The sequence below is a fragment of the Nocardia sp. NPDC050697 genome, from assembly GCF_040654395.1.
GTDB lineage: Bacteria > Actinomycetota > Actinomycetes > Mycobacteriales > Mycobacteriaceae > Nocardia.
The window spans coordinates 336,651-357,640 of the sequence record NZ_JBFAHY010000003.1 but is presented as its reverse complement, the minus strand read 5'-3'; the positions used below and the strand labels follow the sequence as shown (position 1 = coordinate 357,640).

The window sequence follows — 20,990 nt, the reverse complement described above, 5'->3', positions numbered from 1 at the left end:
CAGCTAGGGGCAGTAAACAAAAAGTGAAATATTGCCGTTCGCTATCACGCCGCAACGAAAAGGGCCGGGATAGGCTTCCGACATGACCGCCACCGTCGCCCGCCTCCGCCCGTTCGCGGCCACGATCTTCGCCGAGATGACCGAGCTGGCCGTCCGGCACGACGCGGTCAACCTGGGGCAGGGCTTCCCGGACAGCGACGGCCCGGCCGGCATGCTCGCGGTGGCGCGCGAGGCGATCGCGGGCGGGTTCAACCAGTACCCGCCCGGCCGCGGCGTGCCCGCGCTGCGCCGGGCCATCGCCGCCGAGCGGGCGAGCCGCACCGGCACCGAGTACGACCCGGAGACCGAGGTCCTGGTGACCGTCGGCGCCACCGAGGCGATCGCCGCCGCGCTGCTCGGGCTGGTGGAGCCGGGCAGCGAGGTGGTGCTCATCGAGCCGTACTACGACTCCTACGCCGCCGCCGTCGCGCTGGCGGGCGCGCACCGCCGCACCGCCACGCTGGTCCCCGACGGCGACGGCTTCGCGCTCGACCTGGACAGCCTGCGCCGGGCGATCACCCCGGCCACCCGGATGCTGGTGGTGAACTCGCCGCACAACCCCACCGGCGCGGTGCTGAGCCGCGCCGACCTCGCGGCGATCGCCGAGATCGCCTGCGCGCACGACCTGCTCGTGCTCGCCGACGAGGTGTACGAGCACCTGGTGTACGACGGCGGCGAGCACGTCAGCATCGCCACGCTGCCCGGCATGGCGGAGCGCACCGTCGTGGTCTCCAGCGCGGCCAAGACCTTCAGCGTCACCGGCTGGAAGATCGGCTGGGCGCTCGGCCCGCGGCCGCTCATCGACGGCGTGCTCGCGGCCAAGCAGTTCCTCACCTTCGTCGGCGGCGGCCCCTTCCAGCCCGCGGTGGCGCACGCGCTGGAGCACGAGCGCGGCTGGGCCGTCGAGCTGAACGCCACCCTCGCCGCCCGCCGGACCCGGCTCGCCGCCGCGCTCGCCGACACCGGGTTCGCCGTGCGGCGCAGCTCCGGCGGGTATTTCGTCTGCGCCGACGTCACCCCGTTCGGCACCGCGGACGGGCTCGCCTTCTGCCGCGAGCTGCCCGCGAAGCTCGGCGTCGCCGCGGTGCCGGTGAGCGTCTTCGCCGACGACACCGCCGCCTGGAACCACCTCGTCCGGTTCACCTTCTGCAAGCGGGACGAGACGCTGGACGAGGGGGTCCGGCGGCTGCGCGCGGGCGTCGGGAAACGCTGACGCTCCCTGTCAGGGTTGTGCGGGAGGCTCGTCGTATGACGACGACCAGGTTCTACACCGCCACCAGCCTCGACGGTTACATCGCCGACCCGGAGAACAGCCTGGAGTGGCTCTTCGAGGTCCCCGGTGCGAGCACCGCGGAGGAGGACACCGCTTCGCTGATCGCCGAAACCGGTGCCATGTGCATGGGGGCCACCACCTACGAGTGGATGCTCGCGCACGACGAGCCGGGGCAGTGGGAGCAGGTGTACGGCGACCGGCCGTGCTGGGTCTTCACGCACCGCGAGCTGCCCCCGCTCCCCGGCGCGACCCTGCACTTCGTCGCCGCCGACGTGCGCACCGTGCACGCCGAGATGACGGCGGCGGCCGGGGGCCGCGACATCTGGGTGATCGGCGGCGGCGACCTCGCCGGGCAGTTCGCCGATGCCGGGCTGCTGGACGAGGTGGTGGCGGCGGTCGCGCCGGTCACGCTCGGCGGCGGCGCGCCACTGCTGCCGCGGCGGCTGCTCAGCGATCGGCTCACGCTCACCGGGGTGCGGCAGGTCGAGCAGTTCGCCGTGCTGACCTACCGGGTGGGCTAGGCGGGGACGGGCCTGGCGCGATCGGTGGCGAGCAGCACCGCGATCGCGCCGAGCATCGTCCCCATCACCCACCGCTGCGCCCGCAGCCACAGCGGCCGCCCGGCCAGGAACGCCGCGATCCCGCCCGCGCCCAGCACGATCAGCCCGTTCACGGTGAGCGCCACCGCGATCTGCACCGCGCCGAGCGTCAGGCTCTGCGCCCACACCCGCCCCGCGCCCGGCTCCACGAACTGCGGGATCAGCGCCATGTACATGATGGCGATCTTCGGGTTCAGCAGGTTGGTCAGCAGCCCCATGGCGAACAGGCGGCGCGCCGGGTCGGCGGGCAGCGCGCCCGGCGCGAACACCGAGACCCCGCCCGGCCGCACCGCCTGCCACGCCAGCCACAGCAGATACAGCGCCCCCGCCACCTTGATCCCCAGGTACAGCCCCGGGACCACCGCGAACACCGCCGTGATCCCCGCCGTCGCCGCCGCCAGGTACACCCCGAACCCGGCCGCCACCCCGCCCAGCGAGATCAGCCCCGCCGCCCGCCCCTGCGCCACCGTCCTCGACACCAGGTACATCATGTTCGGGCCGGGAGTCAGCACCATGCCGAGTGCCGCCAGCGCCACCCCGGCCACCGCCGTCGTCGTCACCATGGACTCGATCCTGGCCGCTGAGCGTTGACCCTGTCGCGGGCCAGTGGGCGTCCGCTGGACGGCTTGGGACAATGGGGGCAACCAATGGGCAAGGAGGGGCTGTGACCGACGGTCCGCTGATTGTGCAGAGCGACAAGACGCTGCTGCTCGAGGTCGACCACGAGTCGGCCGACATGGCACGGATGGCGATAGCGCCGTTCGCGGAGCTGGAGCGCGCGCCGGAGCACGTGCACACCTACCGCATCACCCCGCTGGCGCTGTGGAACGCGCGGGCGGCGGGGCACGATGCCGAGCAGGTGGTGGACGCGCTGGTGCGGTTCTCCCGGTACGCGGTGCCGCAGCCGCTGCTGGTGGACATCGTCGACACCATGGCCAGGTACGGGCGGCTGCAGCTGGTGAAGCACCCGGCGCACGGGCTGACGCTGCTGAGCAGGGATCGCGCGGTGCTGGAGGAGGTGCTGCGGCACAAGAAGCTGGCGCCGATGCTCGGCACCAGGATCGATGACGACACCGTGCAGGTGCACCCGTCCGAGCGCGGGCGGATCAAGCAGATGCTGCTGAAGATCGGCTGGCCCGCGGAGGACCTGGCCGGGTACGTGGACGGCGAGGCGCACCCGATCGAGCTGGACACCGCCACCAACGCCTGGCACCTGCGCGACTACCAGGAGATGGCGGCCGACTCGTTCTGGGCGGGCGGCTCCGGCGTCGTGGTGCTGCCCTGCGGCGCGGGCAAGACCATGGTGGGCGCGGCGGCCATGGCGAAGGCGAAGGCGACGACGCTGATCCTGGTCACCAATACCGTGGCGGGCAGGCAGTGGCGCCGCGAGCTGCTGGCCCGCACCAGCCTCACCGAGGACGAGATCGGCGAGTACTCCGGCGAGCGCAAGGAGATCCGCCCGGTCACCATCGCGACCTACCAGGTGATCACCCGGCGCAGCAAGGGCGAGTACCGGCACCTGGAGCTCTTCGACAGCAGGGACTGGGGGCTGGTGATCTACGACGAGGTGCACCTGCTGCCCGCGCCGGTCTTCCGGATGACCGCCGACCTGCAGTCCCGCCGCAGGCTCGGGCTGACCGCGACGCTGGTGCGCGAGGACGGCCGGGAGGGCGACGTCTTCTCGCTGATCGGCCCCAAGCGCTACGACGCGCCGTGGAAGGACATCGAGGCGCAGGGCTGGATCGCCCCCGCCGACTGCGTCGAGGTGCGGGTGACGCTCACCGACGCCGAGCGCATGGCCTACGCGGTCGCCGAGCCGGAGGAGCGGTACAAGCTCTGCTCGACGGCGCACACCAAGGTCGCGGTGGTGCGCTCGATCCTGGACCGCCACCGCGACTCCCAGTGCCTGGTGATCGGCGCCTACCTGGACCAGCTCGACGAGCTCGGCGCCGAGCTGGAGGCGCCGGTCATCCAGGGCGCCACCAAGACCAAGGAGCGGGAGGCGCTGTTCGACGCGTTCCGGCGCGGCGAGATCCCGGTGCTGGTGGTGAGCAAGGTCGCGAACTTCTCCATCGACCTGCCGGAAGCGTCGGTCGCGGTGCAGGTCTCGGGTACCTTCGGCTCCAGGCAGGAGGAGGCGCAGCGGCTCGGCAGGCTGCTGCGGCCCAAGCGGGACGGCGGCCAGGCGCACTTCTACTCGGTGGTCGCCCGCGACACGCTCGACGCCGAGTACGCCGCGCACCGCCAGCGTTTCCTGGCCGAACAGGGGTATGCCTACCGCATCACCGACGCGGACGACCTGCTCGGCCCGGCGATCGGTGACCAGGGTCAATAAGTGGAGGCACGTCCTCCGATAGCTGTGCTAGGAATGAGACGTGCGACGCTTCGAATTCGCGGTGGACCACCGGCACGCGCACGCGGTGAACGAAGTCGTGGCCGAGCTACGGAGGCGGCGGCTGCTCGCCGCGATCGCCGCCGTGCTCGCCGGTGCCGCGACGGCCGGGCTGGTGTGGCTGAACCACCCCTGGTCGTACCTGCTGGCGGTGGCGTTCGCGCTGGGTTTCGTGGTCGCGCTGTGGGTGGTGCTGTGGAGTGCGCGGCTCGGCACCGTCGACCGGCTGTACGAGGGCGAGCTGGTGCCCGCGGTGGTCTCCGAGACGCTGAAGTCGGGGCTGGTGCTGCTCGCGCTGGTGAACGTCGCCGGGCCGGAGGCGCCGGGCCCGCGCTACGCCCTGGTCACCAGGAAGGTGCGGGCGCTGCCGGGGCACCGCGCCGCCGAGGGGGAGCGGGTGCCCGCCATCGCGGTGCGCACCGACGGGGCGCCGCGCCAGGTGGGGCAGCGCTGGTCCATCGTGAGCGCCATGCCGATCGCCTGGGGCACCGGCGACGAGGCCGTGCTCGAGCGCGCTCGCGATGCCATCGGCGAGGCCGAGTGGCGGCTGCTCACCGACAACCTGGAGCTGGCGGCCAAGGTGCGCAGCAGCACCTTCAAGCGGCTGCTGCTCGACCCGCAGCAGCTGCCGGACGAGCTCGGCGCCTGAGCCGGAAATCGCTCGCCGCCGGAGCACCGGCTCCCTAGACTGCCGCCATGATCCCGGCCGCCAACCTGCTCGCCTTCCTCGCCGCCGCCACGCTGATCGTCATCGTGCCGGGCCCCGGCGTGCTGTTCACCATCGGCCGGGCGCTGACGCTGGGCCGGCGGGCCGCGCTGATCTCGGTGCTCGGGCACGCGCTCGGCGTGCAGGTGGCGCTGGTCTTCGTCGCGGTCGGGCTCGGCGCGGTGCTCGCCGCCTCGGCGACGGCCATGGCGGTGGTCAAGCTGGCGGGCGCGCTGTACCTGATCCACCTGGGGATCCAGGCCATCCGGGAGCGCAAGGCGCTGCGCGAGGTGCTCGGGACGCAGACCTCGAACGCCTCCGGGACCCGGGTGTTCCGGCAGAGCCTGCTGGTCGGGGTGACGAACCCCAAGGCGATCGTCTTCTTCGCGGCGGTGCTGCCGCACTTCACCGACCCGGCGGCGGGCGGACTCGTGCTGCAGTTGCTGGTGCTCGGCTCGATCTTCCTGGCGATCGCGCTGGTCTGCGACAGCGTATGGGCGCTGCTCGCGGTCTCGGCGCGGAGCTGGTTCGCGCGCTCGCCGCGGCGGCTGGAAGCGGTCGGGGGCGCGGGCGGCGTCGTCATCGTCGGACTCGGCGCCTCCGTCGCGGTGGAGCAGGGGCTCGCCGCGCGCTGAACCGCGTACGCTCGGCAACATCACGGCGGGCGGAGGAGGGGTATGCGGTCGACGGGCGCGGCACTACTGGTGTTGACGCTGTATGCGCTGGTCACGGCGGGGCCGGCGGCCGCGCAGCCGGACCCCTTCGCCGGCGCGCCCGGCCTCGGCGACCCCTACTACCCGCTGGACGGCAACGGCGGCTACGACGCGGTGCACTACGACGTGGCGATCGGCTACGACCCGCCGAGCCGCATCCTGGACGGCACCACCACCCTGGACGCCACCGCCACCCAGCCGCTGCGCGCCTTCCACCTGGACTACACCGGCCCGCCGGCGCGCATGGTGACCGTCAACGGCCTGCCCGCCGCCTTCCGGAGCCAGGACGAGCAGGAGCTGGTGATCACCCCGCTGCTCCCGCTGCTCCCCGGGCTACCCTTCCGGGTGATCGTGGACTACGGCGGCCCCATGCCGGACACCGGGGGCGAGGGCTGGACCTACGCCCCCTCCGGCGGCGCCTTCGCCGCGGGCGAGCCGCACTCCGCGCGCACCTGGTACCCGCTCAACGACACCCCGCTGGACAAGGCCACCTTCACCCTGCGCGCCACCGTCCCGGCCGAGTGGCAGGTCATGGGCAACGGCGTGCGCACCAGGGACGAGGTGATCGGCGGGCAGCGCCACGTGGACTGGGAGAACCGGCACCCCACCATCGGCTACCTGACCACCGTCGCCATCGACCGCTTCGAGTTCCTGGAGCAGACCGCCTCGGACGGCACCCCGATCCTGAGCGGCTTCGCGCCGGGCGCGGTGCGCCACCGGGAGCTGGAGCAGCGGCTCCCGGAGATCCTCGACTTCTCCGCCGAGCTCTTCGGGCCGTACCCGTTCGAGGCGGTCGGCGGCATCTACCTCGACACCGAGCTGCCCTTCTCGCTGGAGACCCAGACCAGGCCGACCTACGCCGAATGGGTCGACCTGAACACCGTGGTGCACGAGATCGCGCACCAGTGGTGGGGCGATTCGGTCTCGCTCCGCTCCTGGGCCGATATCTGCCTGAACGAGTGCTTCGCCTCCTACACCGCCGACTACCTGTGGCCGGAGCGCGTGGACGGCGCCGACGTGGACGCCGAGTACCGCGACACCGTCGCACGATTCCGGGACGAGCCGCGCTTCTGGCAGATACCGCTCGGAAATCCCGGTGCGGGTGACGAATTCACCTCCGTCTACTACCGCGGGCCGCTGTTCCTGCACGCCCTGCGCCGCACCGTCGGCGACGAGGTCTTCTTCGCCGCGCTCCGCGACTTCCCGGCGCGGTACGCCGGCGGCAATGCCGCGATGGCGGACGGGCGGGCGTTCGTGCAGCGCCGCACCCCGGTCCCGCTGGACGGCTTCTTCGACGCCTGGCTCGGCGGCGAGACCCCGCCGCCGGACGAATACCTCTTCCCCGGCAGCCTGCGCGGTTAGTCCGGCAGTTCGCGTCGCGCTCTATCCACCCGGCGGCGGGCCCGCTCGGTCTCGGTCTCGGCCGCGCGCAGGGTCTCCCGCGCCGCCTTCTCGGCGGTGCGGGCGAAGCGGTGCCGCTCCTCGGCGGCGGCGAGTTCCGTGCGCAGCTCCTCGATGCGGGCGGCATTGTCGCGCAGCGTCTCCGCCGCGGCCGTCGCGGCTTTTTCCGCCGAATCCCGCTCCGATTCCGCGGTGCCGAGCTCCGCCTCGGCCGCGGCGATCCGGCGCTCGCTCGCGCGGCGGCGTTCGGCGGCCGCCTGAGCCTTCCGCTGCTTCGGGGAATCGCGCTGCGTGGCAGTCTTTTTCGGGGCGGGAGTTCTCGGGGCGGCGACGACGGCGAGTTCCGGTCCGGCGGGGCCGAAGCCGTCGTAACTGGTCGCACTGGCGAGGGTGCCGAGGCGGACCTTTTCCGCCACCTCCGGATCGGCGAGTGCGGCGGTCAGGGAGTTGCCGACCTCCCTGAGCACCGCCTCACCGACCGGTCGGCCGCGCTCCGCGGCGAGCTCGGCGGCCCGCCGGGCCAGCGCGTTCACCACCTGCCCGCGCTGCGCGGTGAGGGTGCGCAGCTGCGGCCCGGAGAGCTCGCGCTGGGCCGTGCGCAGCGCCTCCCCGAGTGCGAGCAACGCACTGACCTCATCGGATGCCGAGCGCGCCAGCAGATTCACCGCCCACGCCGCCACCGTCGGCCTGCGCAGCGCGCCGATCGCGGCGGCCAGCTCCCGCTCACCGGCCGCCTTCGCGGCGGCCACCCGCTCGGCCCTGGCTGCCACGAATTCGCCGGGGGCGAGACCGTACAGCTCGACGGCGACGTCGCTGAGGCTCATACTTCTCGAGCGTAACGACCGGATTCCCCGGCTCGACACGATTCACGAATTGCTCGACTGCTCGACCTGAGCTCTGCGGAAGGTATGCCCTGTGGAAACCTCTTACTCGTCCCTGTACCTGCTCGGACAGCTTCTCCCGAACATTCTCCGCAGCAGCATGCTGGCGCTCTGGGCCCTGGGCTGACCCCGCCTCCACGTTCGATTCCGGCCGGAGATGTCGTTAATGCGCACCTTCGGCCCTGACGATATTCTCTCCGAGTTCGCGAACAGCGCGAACATTCGGTGAGAGAGGTCTATTCCGTGAAGTTCCCTGCGACGAGGCGGTCGGCACGTGCCGTGCTCGCCCTCGTGTCGGCGGCCGCGGCCGTGGTTGCCGTTGTCGGTTGTTCGGTCATCGAGGACGCGGGCAAGTCCGACACCGCCAAGGCGAAGGTCGGCGACTGCATCAACGTGATCGAGGGCTCGGCCGTCGACTCCAAGACGGAGCCGATCGACTGCTCCTCGGAGAAGGCCGTCTACCAGGTCGTGCAGACCTACGACACCAAGACCGAGTGCGCGGCCGACTACACCTCCTACGAGGAGACGCTCGGCGACAGCACCACGGCCTTCCTGTGCCTCGCGCCGAACTTCAAGGAGGGCAGCTGCTACGTGGACAGCATGCTCACCGGGTACAAGCACGCCGACTGCGCCTCGACCGAGGCCACCTTCAAGGTGGTGAAGCGGATCGACGGCCAGGTCGACGAGCTGCTCTGCGGCGAGGACGCCGACAAGTTCATCACCGTGGACGAGCCGAAGGTGACCTTCTGCCTCGGCTCGCCGACGGCCTGATCACTCCAGGAGTGCGACCGACGCGATCCGGTGCAGCGTGAACTGCCGGACCGCGCCGGTCACCGGGTCCAGCGCGTCGAGCTGACCGTTGCCGACCTTGAGGGGTTCCACCACCCGCTGGGTGGCGACGCCCGCGGCGTCGACATACCCGATATTCACCGAACGCCGCACTCGCGCGGCCAGCTGCAGCAGCGCGAGGGTGGCGGCGGTGCTCGTTCTGGTGCCGTCGGTGCGCACCGAGCGCCCGGACCTGGCCCCGGCCGCGCGCTCCCCGGCCCTGAGCTCGGCCACCAGCTGTTCCAGCTGCTCGGTGCTCGGCGGGGTCGGGCGGTAGGCCTGCCGGACGGTGCTGCGCGCCGGGATGCGCGCGCCGCGCGGGCGCAGGTCGAGCACCACGCCCGCCGAATCCTCGCCCGCGGGGGCGAATCCCGCGGCCCGTAGCCGCTCCAGCACCTCGCCGAGCGGGGCCTGCGCGATCGCCACGGTCGGGGCGATGCCGCGCAGCGCCAGCTCGGCCGCGACCGGCGCGGCGAGCACCTGGGCGAGCAGCGCCGGATCATCGCTGCGCAGGAAGGACTGCGCCATCCCCGCACGGAGCCTGCCGTGCCTGCGCGCGACATCGTCGATGAGGTAGGTCAGCGCCTGCGGCACCGGGGTGCGCGAGTGCGTGCCGAAGAGCGCGTGCAGCTCGGCCGCGGTCAGCCCGGCGTCCAGCGCGCGCCGCACCGACCCCTCGCTCACCCGGTACACGGTGGCGGCGCCCGCCGACTCGACGTCCGCGGTGAGCGCGATGCGCTGCTCCAGCTCGGGCAGCAGCGGGCCGGGCGCGACCACCGTCAGGTCGGCCTGCACCAGCACGTGGTCCACCGGCTCCGGCAGCGCGGCCGCCATCTCCGCCTCGGCGTCGCCGTCGGCGCCGCCGTGCAGCAGCGCCCGGCCGGCCGAGGTGAGCGCGGCGCGGCCGATCACGCCGAGCGCGGTGGCCTCCTCCAGCGTGCGGGCGACCGCCTCCGGGCGGTACTGCCTGCGCCGACGCGGCTCCCGCCAGGCCAGGATGCGGGAGATGTCGGCGGCCGGAATCGCGGTGCCCGGCGGGAACTCGGCGAGCAGCGCGAGCACGGCCCGCCGGTCGCGCACCGCGTGCGGGCTGCGCAGCTCCAGCGCCAGCGCGGGCAGCGGCTTGTCCGCGGCGTCCCGGCTGCCGATCAGCCACGGCATCCGGTCCAGCTCCAGCCAGGCCCTGGCCAGCACGGCCCAGCGCCGGGCCGGTGGCGCCTCGCCCCAGCCGTCGGCCTGCGGGGTCGGGGCCCAGAAGTCGTCGGTGGCGTCGAGGTCGGGCGCCGGGTCGGGCAGCCCCTTCTCCAGCAGCCTGGCCGCGGCGAGCACCTCGACCAGCAGCCCGGCCCTCGGCTCGTCCACCCCGGCCTGCTTGCACACCCGGCGCAGCTCGCGCACCCCGAGCCCGCCCGCCCGCAGCGCGGGGGCCGGCATCGTGCCGAGCGCGGCCAGCACCGCGGCGGCGTGCCGCAGGAACTCGCCCGCCTCGCCGGCGGCGGCGGCATTGGCCTCGGCGGGGGTGTACTCGGTGCGCGCCGGCTCCGGCGGGACCAGCACGTGCGGCCGGGTGACGGCCTCGTTGCGGAGCAGCTGGCCGACGGTGAGCGGGATCTCGACGGTCTCGTCGTCCACCCGGTGCAGCAGCCCGGCGGCGAGCAGCCGCGGCACCGGCCGGGCCGGGTCGGCGCCGGGCGCGGCGTCCCTGGTGCGCCCGCGCGGGCCGGTGGCGGCGAGCTTCTCCAGCAGGGCGCGCTCGGCCTCGCCGAGCCGGGCCAGCGCCGCGGTGATCTCGGGTTCGGTGAGTTCGTCCGGGATCTCGGTGGCGCTGCCGATCGGCCAGGGCAGCCCGTCGGCGGTGGCGGGCACCAGGTGCAGCTCCTCGCCGTCGTCCCAGACCAGGGCGCGGGCGGTGAGCCGGGCCAGCGCGGCGTCGAGCGCGGCGGCGCCGACCCGGTCGCGCAGCCGCTCCCGCAGCGCGGTGCGGGTGAGCGGGGTGCGGTCGCCGGGCGCGCGCTCGGTGCCGTGCCTGGCCAGCACCTCCACGATCGCGAACTCGAGGGTGTTCAGCTCCTCGGTGGCGCGCAGCACCGAGGCGCGCTGCTCCACCCGGGCGGCGAGCACCGTCATGGAGGACGGCAGCGGCACGGCCAGATCCGGGCGCAGCTCCAGCAGCCCGACCAGCGCGGCGTCGTCCCTGGCGGTGAGCCAACCGGTGAGCGAGTCGATCGTGGACATCCGATTCAGCCTACGGGTGCGGCGATGCGGTGTCCCTACTCCGCGGTCGCCTGCGGTCTGCCAGAATGGGACGCGTGGTGAACAAATCGAAGAAACCGTATGTCGACAACGGCTGGCCCAAGGTGGCCGACGGCGAGCACGCCGTGACCGAACTCTCCTCGGCCCGCTCCGGCAACCTTTCGCCGTTCGGTGAGGACACCGAGTTCCCGCTCCCCGTCGAGGAGCTGCCCTACGTGCACCCGCACACGGTGGTCAATCGCTGAATCCGGTCCGGCCGCCGCGAAACCGGCGCCCGAACGATCACGGGCCCCGCATCCTCGAGATGCGGGGCCCGTGATCGTTTGCGGCTCAGGAGGGCAGCATGCCCTTGTTCGCCTCGTAGAAGCCGACGAGTGCCGGGTCGAGCTGGGTGTTCTGCGCCTTCGCGGCGTTGAAGAGATCCAGCGCCTGCTGCGGGATCTGCACGCCCTGCGCCTGCACGACGGCGACCGCCCGCTCGACGGCGGTGTAGATCTCCTGGTTCGGGTCGGCCTGCGCCTGCTGCTGCGGCGCGGCCTGCGGGGCCCAGCTCGGGGCCGACTCCGCCGGGGCCGAGCGCTGGCTCGGCGCGCTGCTCAGGCCGAGCTTGGCCGAGCAGGACGGCCAGGCGCCCCAGCCCTGGGAGGCGAGCACCCGCTCGGCCACCACGATCTGCTCTTCGCGCGAGGCGTGGTTCGCGGAGGCCGCGTACTCACCGCCGCCGTGCGCCTTCCAGGTGCTCGGGGAGAACTGCAGCCCACCCTGGAAGCCGTTTCCGGTGTTGATGCCCCAGTTGCCGCCGGCCTCGCACGACGCCAGGCGATCCCAGTCGGAATCCGGCGCGGCGGCGGCGTTACCCGCGAGGGCCACACCGGCGCTGCCGATGACGGCGCCGGTCAGGGCCACCTTGGCAACGGTGCGCCCCGTGGAGGTCGGCTTGCGATGGCGTCCACTCATGTCCGGTGTCTTCCTCTCGTCCGCACCTGTGGGCCGGTGCCTGGCGAACCGCTGGGGTACGCCGCTCCGATCACCTGCGAACTTCGCCCCTGAGCTTGGGTCGGCTTGATCCGTTCCCGCGGGGCGAAGCTCGGTGCGGCGGGTCCGGCACTGCCGGAATGTCTTCCGGCTGTGCGACAAACGGTACGACGGATCCGGGGAAAAATCACTATTTGGTAACCGCCGCGCGTCGGGGGTCTCGGACCCGCATCGCCGGGGGTCGCGGGCGTCCGCCCAGGTAACCGGGGGGAATCGGGCATCGCCGCCGATCGTCACCGCTTCGTTATCGCGCTGTTATGTGACGAGGATCACAACGCTTGGCGGGTAACGAAAAACGGAGCGCCCGGGTTATCGCGCCCGCCGCCCAGAGCGGAGCGCGTAGACGAGCGCGAGCAGGAAGCCGAGCGGCGCCAGCATGGCGAGCAGGTAGAGCGGCAGCCCCGGCTTCGCGTCGCTGACGATCGGGGTGAGGAAGATCGCGATGATCGCCAGCAGCCCGGCGCCGAAGAGCGCGAGCGCGACGTGCAGCAGCCGATCGCCCGGCCGGCGCGGGCTGGAAGGGGAGGTCACGCCATCGACCGTAGAACTCGCGTGCTGGGGGCACCCGCACCGGGGTAGACTCGGGGGAACGGTCGCGTCCCACGAGTGTGGGGCGCGTATTTTTCGCACCGGGGCATCCCCCGGTATCTCCGAACATGAACGGGTGAGCACAGTGCCGACCGGCCGGGTGAAGTGGTACGACGTCGAAAAGGGCTTCGGCTTCCTTTCGCAGGACGAGGGTGAGGACGTCTACGTCCGCTCGTCCGCGCTGCCCGACGGTATCGAGGGGCTCAAGCCCGGCCAGCGCGTCGAGTTCGGCATGGCCGCCGGTCGCCGCGGCCCGCAGGCGCTGAGCCTCAAGCTGCTGGAGGCGCCGCCCTCGGTGCGGCAGGGCCAGGAGCGCGCGGGTCGGAGCGAGCGGCGCGAGCCGGTCGCCCGCAGGCACACCCCGGACGAGCTGCACGGCATGGTCGAGGACATGATCACGCTGCTGGAGGCGACCGTGCAGCCGGACCTGCGCAAGGGCCGCTACCCGGATCGCAAGACCGCGCAGCGGATCTCCGAGGTGGTGCGGGCGGTCGCCCGCGAGCTCGACCACTGAGCCGGGCTCACTCCGCGGGCTGCCCGCCCTCCTCCGGCGCCGTATTGATCGACCAGGCGGCGTGCGGCACGTAGAACTCCCGACCGGTCTCGTCCCTGGCCAGGATCGGCAGCTGGATCTCGACGCCGACCAGCCGCAGGTTCGGCTCCGGCCGGGAATCCAGCGTGACCGCGAGCACGTCCTTACCGAAGTCGTCGTGCGCCACCAGCCGGTCCACCTGCTCGCCGTCCGGGCGCTCGTAGATCAGCTGGGCCAGCCAGGGCGCCTCGGCGATCTGCGGCGGCAGCGAGAGCTGCAGCGGGTAGCCGGGCGGCACCTCGAGGTCGACGGTATCGCCGTAGCGGCAGTTCTCCATGCGCACCGAGCAGTAGAGGAACGGCTCGACGGTCACGGTGCGGCCGTACGCGTACGCGGTGACCGCGGGATCCTTGCGCGGGGCGTCCCGGATCAGCAGGGCGAGCACGCCCGCGTAGGCGGCGACCGCCACCAGCAGGACGACGGCGGAGATCGCGACGACGGTACGGGTTCTGGTGGTCACCAGCGGGGCTCTCCTCAGCGAGTGGGTGGCGGGCCCGGGTCGGCCCTGGTGGCGTGCGGCACTTCCTGCTCGGCGTGCTGCGGCCGGTTGCCGCCCAGCCCGGGCAGCAGCGAGTGGCCGCGGTGGCTGAGCACGGTCTGGATCAGCCCGAGCATGAGGACGCCGGACACCACCGCGAAACCCTTCCACCACTCGGTCGGCAGCAGCACACCGCCCGCCCCGCCGATCACCCAGCTCAGCTGCAGCACCGTCTCCGACCTGCCGAAACCGGAGGCGATGGACTCCGGCGGCAGGTCGTCCTGGATGGCGGCGTCCAGCGAGACCTTGGCCAGCGCGCTGGCGGCGGAGGCCACCAGCGCGGCGAGCACCGCGCCGAGCAGGCTGTTCAGCACCAGGGCGAGCACCGCGACCACGGTGCACGCGGTGGCGCAGTAGACGACGATCAGCGCGGGCCTGCCCAGCGGGATCCGGGCGCCGGTGGCATTGCCCGCGAAGTTGCCGACGGCGGCGGCCGCGCCGGCCGCGCCGAGCATGGCCGCCTGCTGCACCGGGCTCTCCCCGCTGCCCTTCGCCACGAAGGCGACGTAGAAGGTGAGGAACCCGGTCAGCACCCGGATGCCGCTGTTGCCCCAGAGCCCGGTCACCACCGAGCGGCCGAGCGGCTGCCTGCGCTTGCGCGCGGGCACGGTGGCGGCGGCGTCCGGCGCGAGCACCTCGGTGGTGGCGTCGGCGCCGTGGTAGCCGAGCGTCGCGGGCACCTCGCCCTCGGTGACCTCCACCCAGGAGGGGATGCGCAGGCTCAGGAAGACCCCGGCGACGGCGATCAGCGTGGCCAGCACCAGCGCGCCGTTCGAGCCGAAGATCGCCGCGGTGCCCGCCGCCACCGCGCCCGCCCCGAGCGTCCCGCCGACCAGGCCGAACACCGTGAGCCGGGAGTTGGTGCGCACCAGGTCGATCTCCGGCGGCAGCACCCGCGGCGTCACCGCGCTCTTCAGCACCGCGAACGACTTGCTGCCGATCAGCATGCAGAGCGCGAGCGGATAGAGCCCCCAGGTGTCGAACTCCAGGATGAGCAGCACCGCGATCACCGCGCGCCCGGCGAACGAGGTGGCGAGCGCCAGCCTGCGGCCGCGCTGCAGCCGGTCGAGCAGCGGGCCGATGAGCGGGGCGATCACCGCGAACGGCGCGATGGTGATGAGCAGGTAGAGCGCCACATTGGTCTTGCTCTCCGCGGTGGCGCTGGCGAAGAACAGGGTGTTGGCCAGCGCCACCGCGATCGCCGCGTCCAGCGCGAAGTTCGCCATGGTGGCGTAGGTGAGCGCGGTCAGCCCGGACTCGTCGGCGCCGTTCGCCTTGGCGGCGCGCTGGAAGGTCGCGATGCCGCGCTCGGTGAGCTCCCGGCCGCGCATGGCGGCGACCCGGGTCACCGTGAGTTTGCGCGGTGTCCGCTGCGGCTCGTCGCCCGGCGGTTGCTGCTCCTCCGTCGCGAAGGGGATGGTGTTCGGGCGGGTGGTGCCGGGGCGGTCCACCCGCGGCCCGGTGCGCGGGGCGGGCTTGCGGATGATCGGACGCCGGCGCGCTGCCGGTTTCGCCGGGGGCAGCGGGCGGTTCGGCCCGCGCTCGGTGTCGAGCCGGGGCAGCGGCCCGCGGGCACTGTCCGGCGGGGGGTACCGGTCGAAGCCGGGGTGCCCCCGGTCCGTCTCGTCGTCGCCGTCCCAGCGACCGCGGTTGGCACCGGAGGGTTCGCGGGGAGTGGTCACGCCCTCAATTCTGGCGCATCCGCGCGGGTGGTGTTCACCGGCGGCGGGCTCACCCCTCCGGGACGAACCGGACCTCGAAGACCGTCGGCCAGTATTTGCCGGTCACCAGGAAGCGATCGGTGCCTGGCAGGTGCGCGATGCCGTTCAGCACATCGGCGGTCGCGCGCTGCGCGGCGGAGAGCAGCCCGGAGCCGTCGATGGTGGCGAGCACCGCGCCGGAATCGGGGTCGATGCGCAGGATCTCGCCGGTCGGCCAGTTGTTGGCGTACACCGAACCGTCCGGCGCGCAGTCGAGTTCGTTCAGCCGCGCCTCGTTGTGGCCGGTCAGCCTGGTGCTGCCGGTGATGTCGAAGGTGGCGGGGTCGCGGAAGGTGAGGGTGTCGGAGCCGTTGCTCATGACCAGCGTCTCCGCGCGGGCGCAGAGCCCCCAGCCCTCGCCCGCGTAGCGCACCCGGCGGCGCTCGGCCAGGGTGGCGGGGTCGCGCTCGATCGCGATGCCGTCCTGCCAGGTGAGTTGCCACACGGACTCGCCGATCCTGGCGATCCCCTCGCCGAAGAGCGGTGCGGGGAGCTCGGCCCTCGCCAGTTCGGCGCCGGTGGCCAGGTCGGTGGCGCGCACCCAGGACTGCCCCGGTTTGCCGGTGCCCTCGTAGAGCACCGGCCCGGCCACATCGAGCCCCTGGGTGAAGGCGCCGGGGGTGTGCGGACGGGTGCCGAGCACCTCGATCTTCCAGCGTGGCGTGTCCTCGCCGGCGCCCCCGCACGCGGCCATGGCGAGCAGCGCGAGCGCGAGCAGAGCGGCCGACGTACGCCGGTTGGGTTCCATGCGGCAAAATGTAGGCCGTGAGCGCAGTTTCTGTTACGGAGGCCGGCGTACGGCCCCTCCTGGCCGACGCCGTCGAGCTGGCTCGACGTGCGCTCCTGGAGCTGGAATCGTCCGGCGTGGGGGAGCACCTCGGGGTGAGTTCCGAGGACGAGACCGCGGCCACGCACCGCTTCGAGGCCACCCTCCCCGGGTACCGGGGCTGGCAGTGGGCGGTCGTGGTGGCGGCGGCGCCCGGCGACGATCGGGTGACGGTGAGCGAGTCCGCCCTGCTGCCGGGGCCGGACGCGCTGGTCGCGCCGGACTTCGTGCCGTGGGACCAGCGGGTGCGCCCCGGCGACCTCGGCCCGGGCGACCTGCTGCCGCCCACCGCGAACGATCCGCGGCTGGTGCCCGGGTACGTGCTGAACGGTGATCCGGCCGTCGACGAGGTGGCGCGGGACATCGGGCTCGGGCGCCCGCAGGTGCTCAGCCTCGAGGGGCGCGAGGAGGCGGCCGAGCGCTGGTTCGGCGAGTTCGGCCCCGGTGCCGACATGGCCAAGGCGGCGCCGTCGACCTGCGGGCTCTGCGGCTTCTTCCTGCCGCTGGCCGGTGCCATGCGGGCCGCCTTCGGGGTCTGCGGGAATGCCATGGGGGCGGACGGGCGGGTCGTGCACACCGGGTACGGGTGCGGGGCGCACTCGGACACCGAGCTGCCCTCGGGCGGCGGGTCGGCGCGGTACGAGGCGTACGACGATGCCGCCGTCGAGGTCGTCGCCATCGCGCCGCCGGTCGCCGCCCCGGTGGCCGAGGGCGAGTCCATCGCGGCCGACGGCTCGGCGGTGCCGCCCGCGCTGACGCCGGACGAGGCGGAAGCGGCCGAGCCGGGTCAGTGGAGCTGACCGGGGACGACCCGTTCGGCACGGCGGCACTGCGGGCGGCGGTCCTCGCGGCCTGGCGGGATTCGCCCACCCGGCTGCGTGAGGACGCCGCCTCCGAGGCCGATCTGGTGGTCGCCGGGTACCGCGACCGGCTGCTCACCGAGCTGGCCCAGAACGCGGCCGACGCCGCCGCCAAGGCGGGTACCGAAGGCGTGCTCACGGTGTGGCTGGACGGCCGCGCCCTGCACGTCGCGAATACCGGTGCGCCGCTCGATATCACCGGGGTGCGCGCGCTCACCGCGCTGCGCGCCTCGGACAAGGCGGACGAGAGCGTGGGCCGGTTCGGCGTCGGCTTCACCGCGGTGCGCGCGGTCGCCGACGAGATCGAGGTGCGCTCGCGCACCGGCGGCGTGCGCTTCTCGCTCGCCGAGACCGGAGCCGCCGCCGCGGCCACCGCCCCGGAGCGCCTCGCCGAGCTGGCCGGGGTGAGCGTGCCGGTGCTGCGGCTGGCCTGGCCGCTCGGCACCCCGCCCGCGACCGGTGACACCGAGGTCGTGCTCACCCTGCGCGCCGATATCGACGCCGCCGCCCTGCTCGCCGGTTTCGCCGCCGAGGCGGCCGAGCTGCTGCTGGAGCTGCCCGCCTTGGCGGTGCTCGAGATCGCGGGCAGGCGCTACACCCGCGCCGAGCGTCCCGCCGGGGCCGGGCTCACCGAACTCACCATCACCGGCGGCGCCGAGCCGAAGCGGTGGTGGGAGTACCGCACCGCGCGCGGCCGCTGGCTGGTCCCGCTGCGGGACGGCCGCCCGTACCCCGCCGCGCCCGACGTGCTGCGCGCCCCCACCCGCTCCGACGAGGAGCTCTCGCTCCCCGCGCTGCTCATCGCCGATATCCCCATGCAGCCGGATCGGCGCCGGCTGCTGCCCGGCGTCGCGCTCGCCGAGTACGCCGCCGGGTACGCCGATTTCGCGGCCGCGCTGCCGCCGCGCGACCGGCTGGTGCTCGTCCCCGCGCCCGGGTTCCCGCTCGGTGAGGTGGATGCGGTGCTGCGCGAGGCCGTCGTGCGGGAACTCCGCACGCACCCGTGGTTGCCGGTGGTCGCCGTCCCGGACGAGTTCGCCGCCCCGGGGGAGGGCTCGACCTCCGCCTACGCCCCGGTGCCGACCGAATCACGGGTGGTCGATCCGTGGGACCTCCCGGAGCCGGAGCCGTCCGCTGTCGCCGCCCGCGACGTGCTGCCGGAGTCCGGCCTCGACAGCGCGAGCGCCACCGGTTCGCCCGCCGGGGCGGCTGCCCCCTGGCCCGGCGCGGCCGAGACCGCCGGCCGGCCCGTCGCCGACGACGCAGCCCAGGCGTTCGGCGCCGCTCGGGTCCAGGGGTGGCCCGCCTCGCCCGCGCAGATTCCCGCGCGGACCCGCGTCCTCCCCGACCTCACCCCGGAGCTCGCCGACCTCCTCGCCGGCTTCGCCGGGCCCCTCGTCATCCCGGAGCTCTCCGACACCGCGGCGGTCCGCGCCCTCGCCACGCTCGACGTCCCGCTGCTCACCCCGGCGCTGATCGCCGAGCACAGCTCCGGCCTGGAGCGCCCGGCCCGCTGGTGGCACCGGCTCTACGCCGCGCTGGAGCCCTACGTCACCGACCCGCGCACCGCGGAGGAGCTGGGCGCGCTCGCGGTCCCGCTCGCCGACGGCAGGCTGGTGACCGGCCCGCGCACCACCGTGCTGGACGAGGAGCTCACCGTCGTCGTCCCGGTGCACTGGTCCCGGCTGGTGCACCCGGAGGCGGCGCACCCGCTGCTCACCCGGCTCGGCGCCCGCCAGGCCGACGCGCTCGACCTGCTCACCGACCCCGCGCTGCGCGCCGAACTCGACGACGCCCCGGACGACGAGGACCTGGTCGACGCGGTGCTCCGGCTCGCCGAGCTCACCACCGTCCCGCTCCCGCGCTGGCTCGGGCTGCTCGAGGTGCCGGACGAGACCGGCGAGCCGCGCCCCGCCGACGAACTCCTGCTCCCCGGCGCCCCGCTGCGCGAGGTCCTGGTCGAGGATGCCCCCTTCGGCACCGTTGCCGCCGCGGTGGTCGAGGGGTACGGCGCCGCCGGGCTGCGCGCGGTCGGTGTGAGCTGGGACTTCTCCGTCATCACCGAGCCTGACCCGACCGGCCCCGACCACGACCTGGACGACGAGGACACCTGGTGGGACGGGCTCGCCGAGGACCCCCCGCTGCTCGCCGCGGTCCGCGACCTGGACCTGGTGGCCGACGACGCCTGGCCGCGCGCGCTCACCCTGCTGCTCGACGGCGAGCGCACCCGCCCGCTGCTCGCCGACCGCGACGGCTACACCGCCTGGTGGCTGCGCACGCACGCCCGGTGGCGCGGCACCCCGCTCGGCCTGCTCCGGCACCCCGCCGACCCCGCCTTCGCCGGCCTCCTCGACGCCTTCGACCCGCCGGAGCTGACCGGCCGCCTCGACGCCGTGCGCCCGCTGCTCGCCGACCCGGCCGCACTCACCCCGGAGCTGGCCGGCGCCCTGCTCGCCGCGCTCGCCGACCCCGAGCGCACCCCGCAGCCCGCGGTGATCGCCCGGACGCACCGCCTGCTCGCCGCCGCGGTGGCGGCGGAGACCCTCGATATCGAGGACGTCGAGCTACCCCGGCGGGTGCGCGCGCTCTCCGGCGCGGTGCTCGACCCCGCCGACGCGCTCGTGCTCGACCTGCCCTGGTTCGGCTTCGCGCTCCCCGCCGACCGCATCGTGGCGGGCGACCCGGCGCGGGCCGAGCCGCTGGCCGCCCTGCTCGACCTGCCGCTCGCCTCCGCCGCCGTCACCGCCGAGGTGCTCGGCGCGGGCCGCGAATCGGACTGGGAGAGCGAGCCCTTCGCGACCCTGGCGACCGGCCTCTACACCCTGCCCGGCCGGACCGGCCCGCTGGTGCTGCACGAGGGCGCCCTTCGGGTCCGGCTCACCGGCGCGGTCGAGGCCGAGGCGGACGTGCCCTGGTGGTACGACGGCGCCGCCGTCCACCTGCGCGCCCCGCACTGACGCACCTCGCGCTGACGCACCCCGGGTGACGTGCAGCGGGCTGACGAGCGCTGGGCCACCCGGCCCGGCACCTCCGGCCGGACCGGCCGAAGGCCGAAACACTCGGCGGCTACTCCGCCTTGCTCGCCACCAGCTCGGCCAGCAGGTCGAGCTGGGTGCGGGCGGCGGCGCTGTCGCCGTCGACCAGCCAGCGCAGCACCAGGCCGTCGATCAGGTTCAGGGTGAAGCGGCTGAGCGAGGTGACCGGGGTGGTCCAGCGGGTTCCGGTGGCCTGGCGGGCGTTCTCCAGCACCGCGCCGACGGTGGCGTCGTTGAAGGTGTACTGCTCGCGGGCGATGATCAGCTTGGCCGGGGTCTGCTCGCCCTCGCGCAGCGCGTAGGTGGTGGTCTCGTAGCTGAGCATCTGCCGCTCCGGCGTCGACTCCACGTTCTGCCAGAGCAGCTCCAGCCCGGCCCTGACCAGTTCGCGCAGCGCCCCGGTGCCGGTGCCGGCGCCGTCCCAGATGGCGGCATCGGCGTCGATGGACTCGCGCAGCTCGGTGGAGAGCGCCTTGACCAGCTCGGTCATCAGCGCGTCCTTGTTCTCGAAGCAGTAGTGCACCACCCCGAGCGAGACCCCGGCGGCCTGGGCGACATCCCGCGTCGTCACTCCCGCCACGCCCTTCTTCTCGGCGAGACCGATGGCGGCCTCGATGAGGTGGGCCCGTCGTTCTTCGACGCTCAATCGGGAGGACACGCCCGCAAGCAAA

Annotated in this window: 20 protein-coding genes; 11 read left to right on the top strand and 9 right to left on the bottom strand. The window is 73.7% G+C overall.

Annotation, left to right across the window (positions count from 1 at the left end):
* Positions 1-82 precede the first annotated feature (82 nt).
* The gene (locus tag AB0H71_RS13180; protein WP_357019164.1) at positions 83-1,252 is read left to right on the top strand and encodes a pyridoxal phosphate-dependent aminotransferase; all 1,170 of its coding nucleotides are present in this window, start codon (positions 83-85) and stop codon (positions 1,250-1,252) included.
* A 35-nt stretch (positions 1,253-1,287) separates the two neighbouring features.
* Positions 1,288-1,833 (top strand): dihydrofolate reductase family protein, encoded by a 546-nt coding sequence (locus tag AB0H71_RS13175; protein ID WP_357019161.1) that lies wholly within the window; start codon positions 1,288-1,290, stop codon positions 1,831-1,833.
* Here the strand turns inward: AB0H71_RS13175 and AB0H71_RS13170 are convergent.
* On the bottom strand, positions 1,830-2,474 hold the full coding sequence (locus AB0H71_RS13170) for a LysE family translocator (RefSeq protein ID WP_357019158.1): 645 nt from the start codon (positions 2,472-2,474) through the stop codon (positions 1,830-1,832). The two genes, AB0H71_RS13175 and AB0H71_RS13170, sit on opposite strands and share 4 nt — an antisense overlap.
* A 101-nt stretch (positions 2,475-2,575) precedes the next feature.
* Here AB0H71_RS13170 and AB0H71_RS13165 point away from each other — a divergent pair, with 101 nt between their 5' ends.
* Genes AB0H71_RS13165 through AB0H71_RS13150 form a run of 4 tightly spaced genes read left to right on the top strand, consistent with a single transcriptional unit; the run spans position 2,576 to position 7,084 of the window.
* Positions 2,576-4,246 (top strand): DNA repair helicase XPB, encoded by a 1,671-nt coding sequence (locus AB0H71_RS13165; RefSeq protein ID WP_357019155.1) that lies wholly within the window; start codon positions 2,576-2,578, stop codon positions 4,244-4,246.
* A gap of 40 nt (positions 4,247-4,286) precedes the next feature.
* A complete protein-coding gene (locus tag AB0H71_RS13160) occupies positions 4,287-4,952 on the top strand; it encodes a DUF3239 domain-containing protein (RefSeq protein ID WP_357019152.1) in 666 nt (221 codons plus the stop codon).
* A gap of 47 nt (positions 4,953-4,999) precedes the next feature.
* Positions 5,000-5,644 (top strand): LysE family translocator, encoded by a 645-nt coding sequence (locus AB0H71_RS13155; RefSeq protein ID WP_357019149.1) that lies wholly within the window; start codon positions 5,000-5,002, stop codon positions 5,642-5,644.
* A 42-nt stretch (positions 5,645-5,686) separates the two neighbouring features.
* Entirely contained in the window at positions 5,687-7,084 is a 1,398-nt protein-coding gene (locus AB0H71_RS13150; RefSeq protein ID WP_357019146.1) for a M1 family metallopeptidase, read from the top strand.
* Here AB0H71_RS13150 and AB0H71_RS13145 read toward each other — a convergent pair.
* Positions 7,081-7,947, bottom strand: coding sequence for a hypothetical protein (locus AB0H71_RS13145; RefSeq protein ID WP_357019143.1), 867 nt, complete (start codon positions 7,945-7,947; stop codon positions 7,081-7,083). The two genes, AB0H71_RS13150 and AB0H71_RS13145, sit on opposite strands and share 4 nt — an antisense overlap.
* Before the next feature lie 336 nt (positions 7,948-8,283).
* Here AB0H71_RS13145 and AB0H71_RS13140 point away from each other — a divergent pair, with 336 nt between their 5' ends.
* Entirely contained in the window at positions 8,284-8,775 is a 492-nt protein-coding gene (locus AB0H71_RS13140) for a hypothetical protein (RefSeq protein ID WP_357019141.1), read from the top strand.
* Here the strand turns inward: AB0H71_RS13140 and AB0H71_RS13135 are convergent, their stop codons facing one another.
* On the bottom strand, positions 8,776-11,067 hold the full coding sequence (locus tag AB0H71_RS13135) for a helicase-associated domain-containing protein (RefSeq protein ID WP_357019138.1): 2,292 nt from the start codon (positions 11,065-11,067) through the stop codon (positions 8,776-8,778). It abuts the gene before it with no gap.
* A gap of 74 nt (positions 11,068-11,141) precedes the next feature.
* Between AB0H71_RS13135 and AB0H71_RS13130 the strand changes: the two genes are divergently transcribed.
* Positions 11,142-11,330, top strand: a complete 189-nt coding sequence (locus AB0H71_RS13130) for a hypothetical protein (protein WP_357019135.1) — start codon at positions 11,142-11,144, stop codon at positions 11,328-11,330.
* A gap of 85 nt (positions 11,331-11,415) precedes the next feature.
* Here the strand turns inward: AB0H71_RS13130 and AB0H71_RS13125 are convergent, their stop codons facing one another.
* Together AB0H71_RS13125 and AB0H71_RS13120 are read right to left on the bottom strand one after the other, a co-directional pair.
* Positions 11,416-12,042, bottom strand: a complete 627-nt coding sequence (locus AB0H71_RS13125; protein WP_357019132.1) for a resuscitation-promoting factor Rpf1 domain-containing protein — start codon at positions 12,040-12,042, stop codon at positions 11,416-11,418.
* 387 nt (positions 12,043-12,429) lie between these two features.
* On the bottom strand, positions 12,430-12,651 hold the full coding sequence (locus AB0H71_RS13120) for a hypothetical protein (protein ID WP_357019129.1): 222 nt from the start codon (positions 12,649-12,651) through the stop codon (positions 12,430-12,432).
* A 142-nt stretch (positions 12,652-12,793) separates the two neighbouring features.
* Here AB0H71_RS13120 and AB0H71_RS13115 point away from each other — a divergent pair, with 142 nt between their 5' ends.
* Complete coding sequence (locus AB0H71_RS13115; protein WP_174552787.1) at positions 12,794-13,222, top strand: cold-shock protein; 429 nt, start codon at positions 12,794-12,796, stop codon at positions 13,220-13,222.
* A 7-nt stretch (positions 13,223-13,229) separates the two neighbouring features.
* Here AB0H71_RS13115 and AB0H71_RS13110 read toward each other — a convergent pair whose 3' ends face one another.
* The 3 genes from AB0H71_RS13110 to AB0H71_RS13100 are packed head-to-tail and all read right to left on the bottom strand — an operon-like array spanning position 13,230 to position 16,346.
* Positions 13,230-13,760: a DUF2771 domain-containing protein gene (locus AB0H71_RS13110; protein ID WP_357019127.1), complete on the bottom strand. Its 531-nt coding sequence runs from the start codon at positions 13,758-13,760 to the stop codon at positions 13,230-13,232.
* A gap of 14 nt (positions 13,761-13,774) precedes the next feature.
* Positions 13,775-15,520 (bottom strand): MFS transporter, encoded by a 1,746-nt coding sequence (locus AB0H71_RS13105; protein ID WP_357019124.1) that lies wholly within the window; start codon positions 15,518-15,520, stop codon positions 13,775-13,777.
* A gap of 49 nt (positions 15,521-15,569) precedes the next feature.
* Positions 15,570-16,346 carry a glutaminyl-peptide cyclotransferase gene (locus tag AB0H71_RS13100; RefSeq protein ID WP_357019121.1) on the bottom strand — a complete coding sequence of 259 codons (777 nt, stop codon included), beginning with the start codon at positions 16,344-16,346 and terminating at the stop codon, positions 15,570-15,572.
* Between the two features lie 17 nt (positions 16,347-16,363).
* Between AB0H71_RS13100 and AB0H71_RS13095 the strand changes: the two genes are divergently transcribed.
* Positions 16,364-17,224 carry a DUF3027 domain-containing protein gene (locus tag AB0H71_RS13095; RefSeq protein WP_357019118.1) on the top strand — a complete coding sequence of 287 codons (861 nt, stop codon included), beginning with the start codon at positions 16,364-16,366 and terminating at the stop codon, positions 17,222-17,224.
* Positions 17,221-20,241 carry an ATP-binding protein gene (locus AB0H71_RS13090; protein ID WP_357020354.1) on the top strand — a complete coding sequence of 1,007 codons (3,021 nt, stop codon included), beginning with the start codon at positions 17,221-17,223 and terminating at the stop codon, positions 20,239-20,241. The genes AB0H71_RS13095 and AB0H71_RS13090 overlap by 4 nt, the downstream gene beginning before the upstream one ends.
* Positions 20,242-20,350: 109 nt before the next feature.
* Here AB0H71_RS13090 and AB0H71_RS13085 read toward each other — a convergent pair whose 3' ends face one another.
* Positions 20,351-20,977 carry a TetR family transcriptional regulator gene (locus tag AB0H71_RS13085; protein WP_357019115.1) on the bottom strand — a complete coding sequence of 209 codons (627 nt, stop codon included), beginning with the start codon at positions 20,975-20,977 and terminating at the stop codon, positions 20,351-20,353.
* Positions 20,978-20,990: the final 13 nt, after the last annotated feature.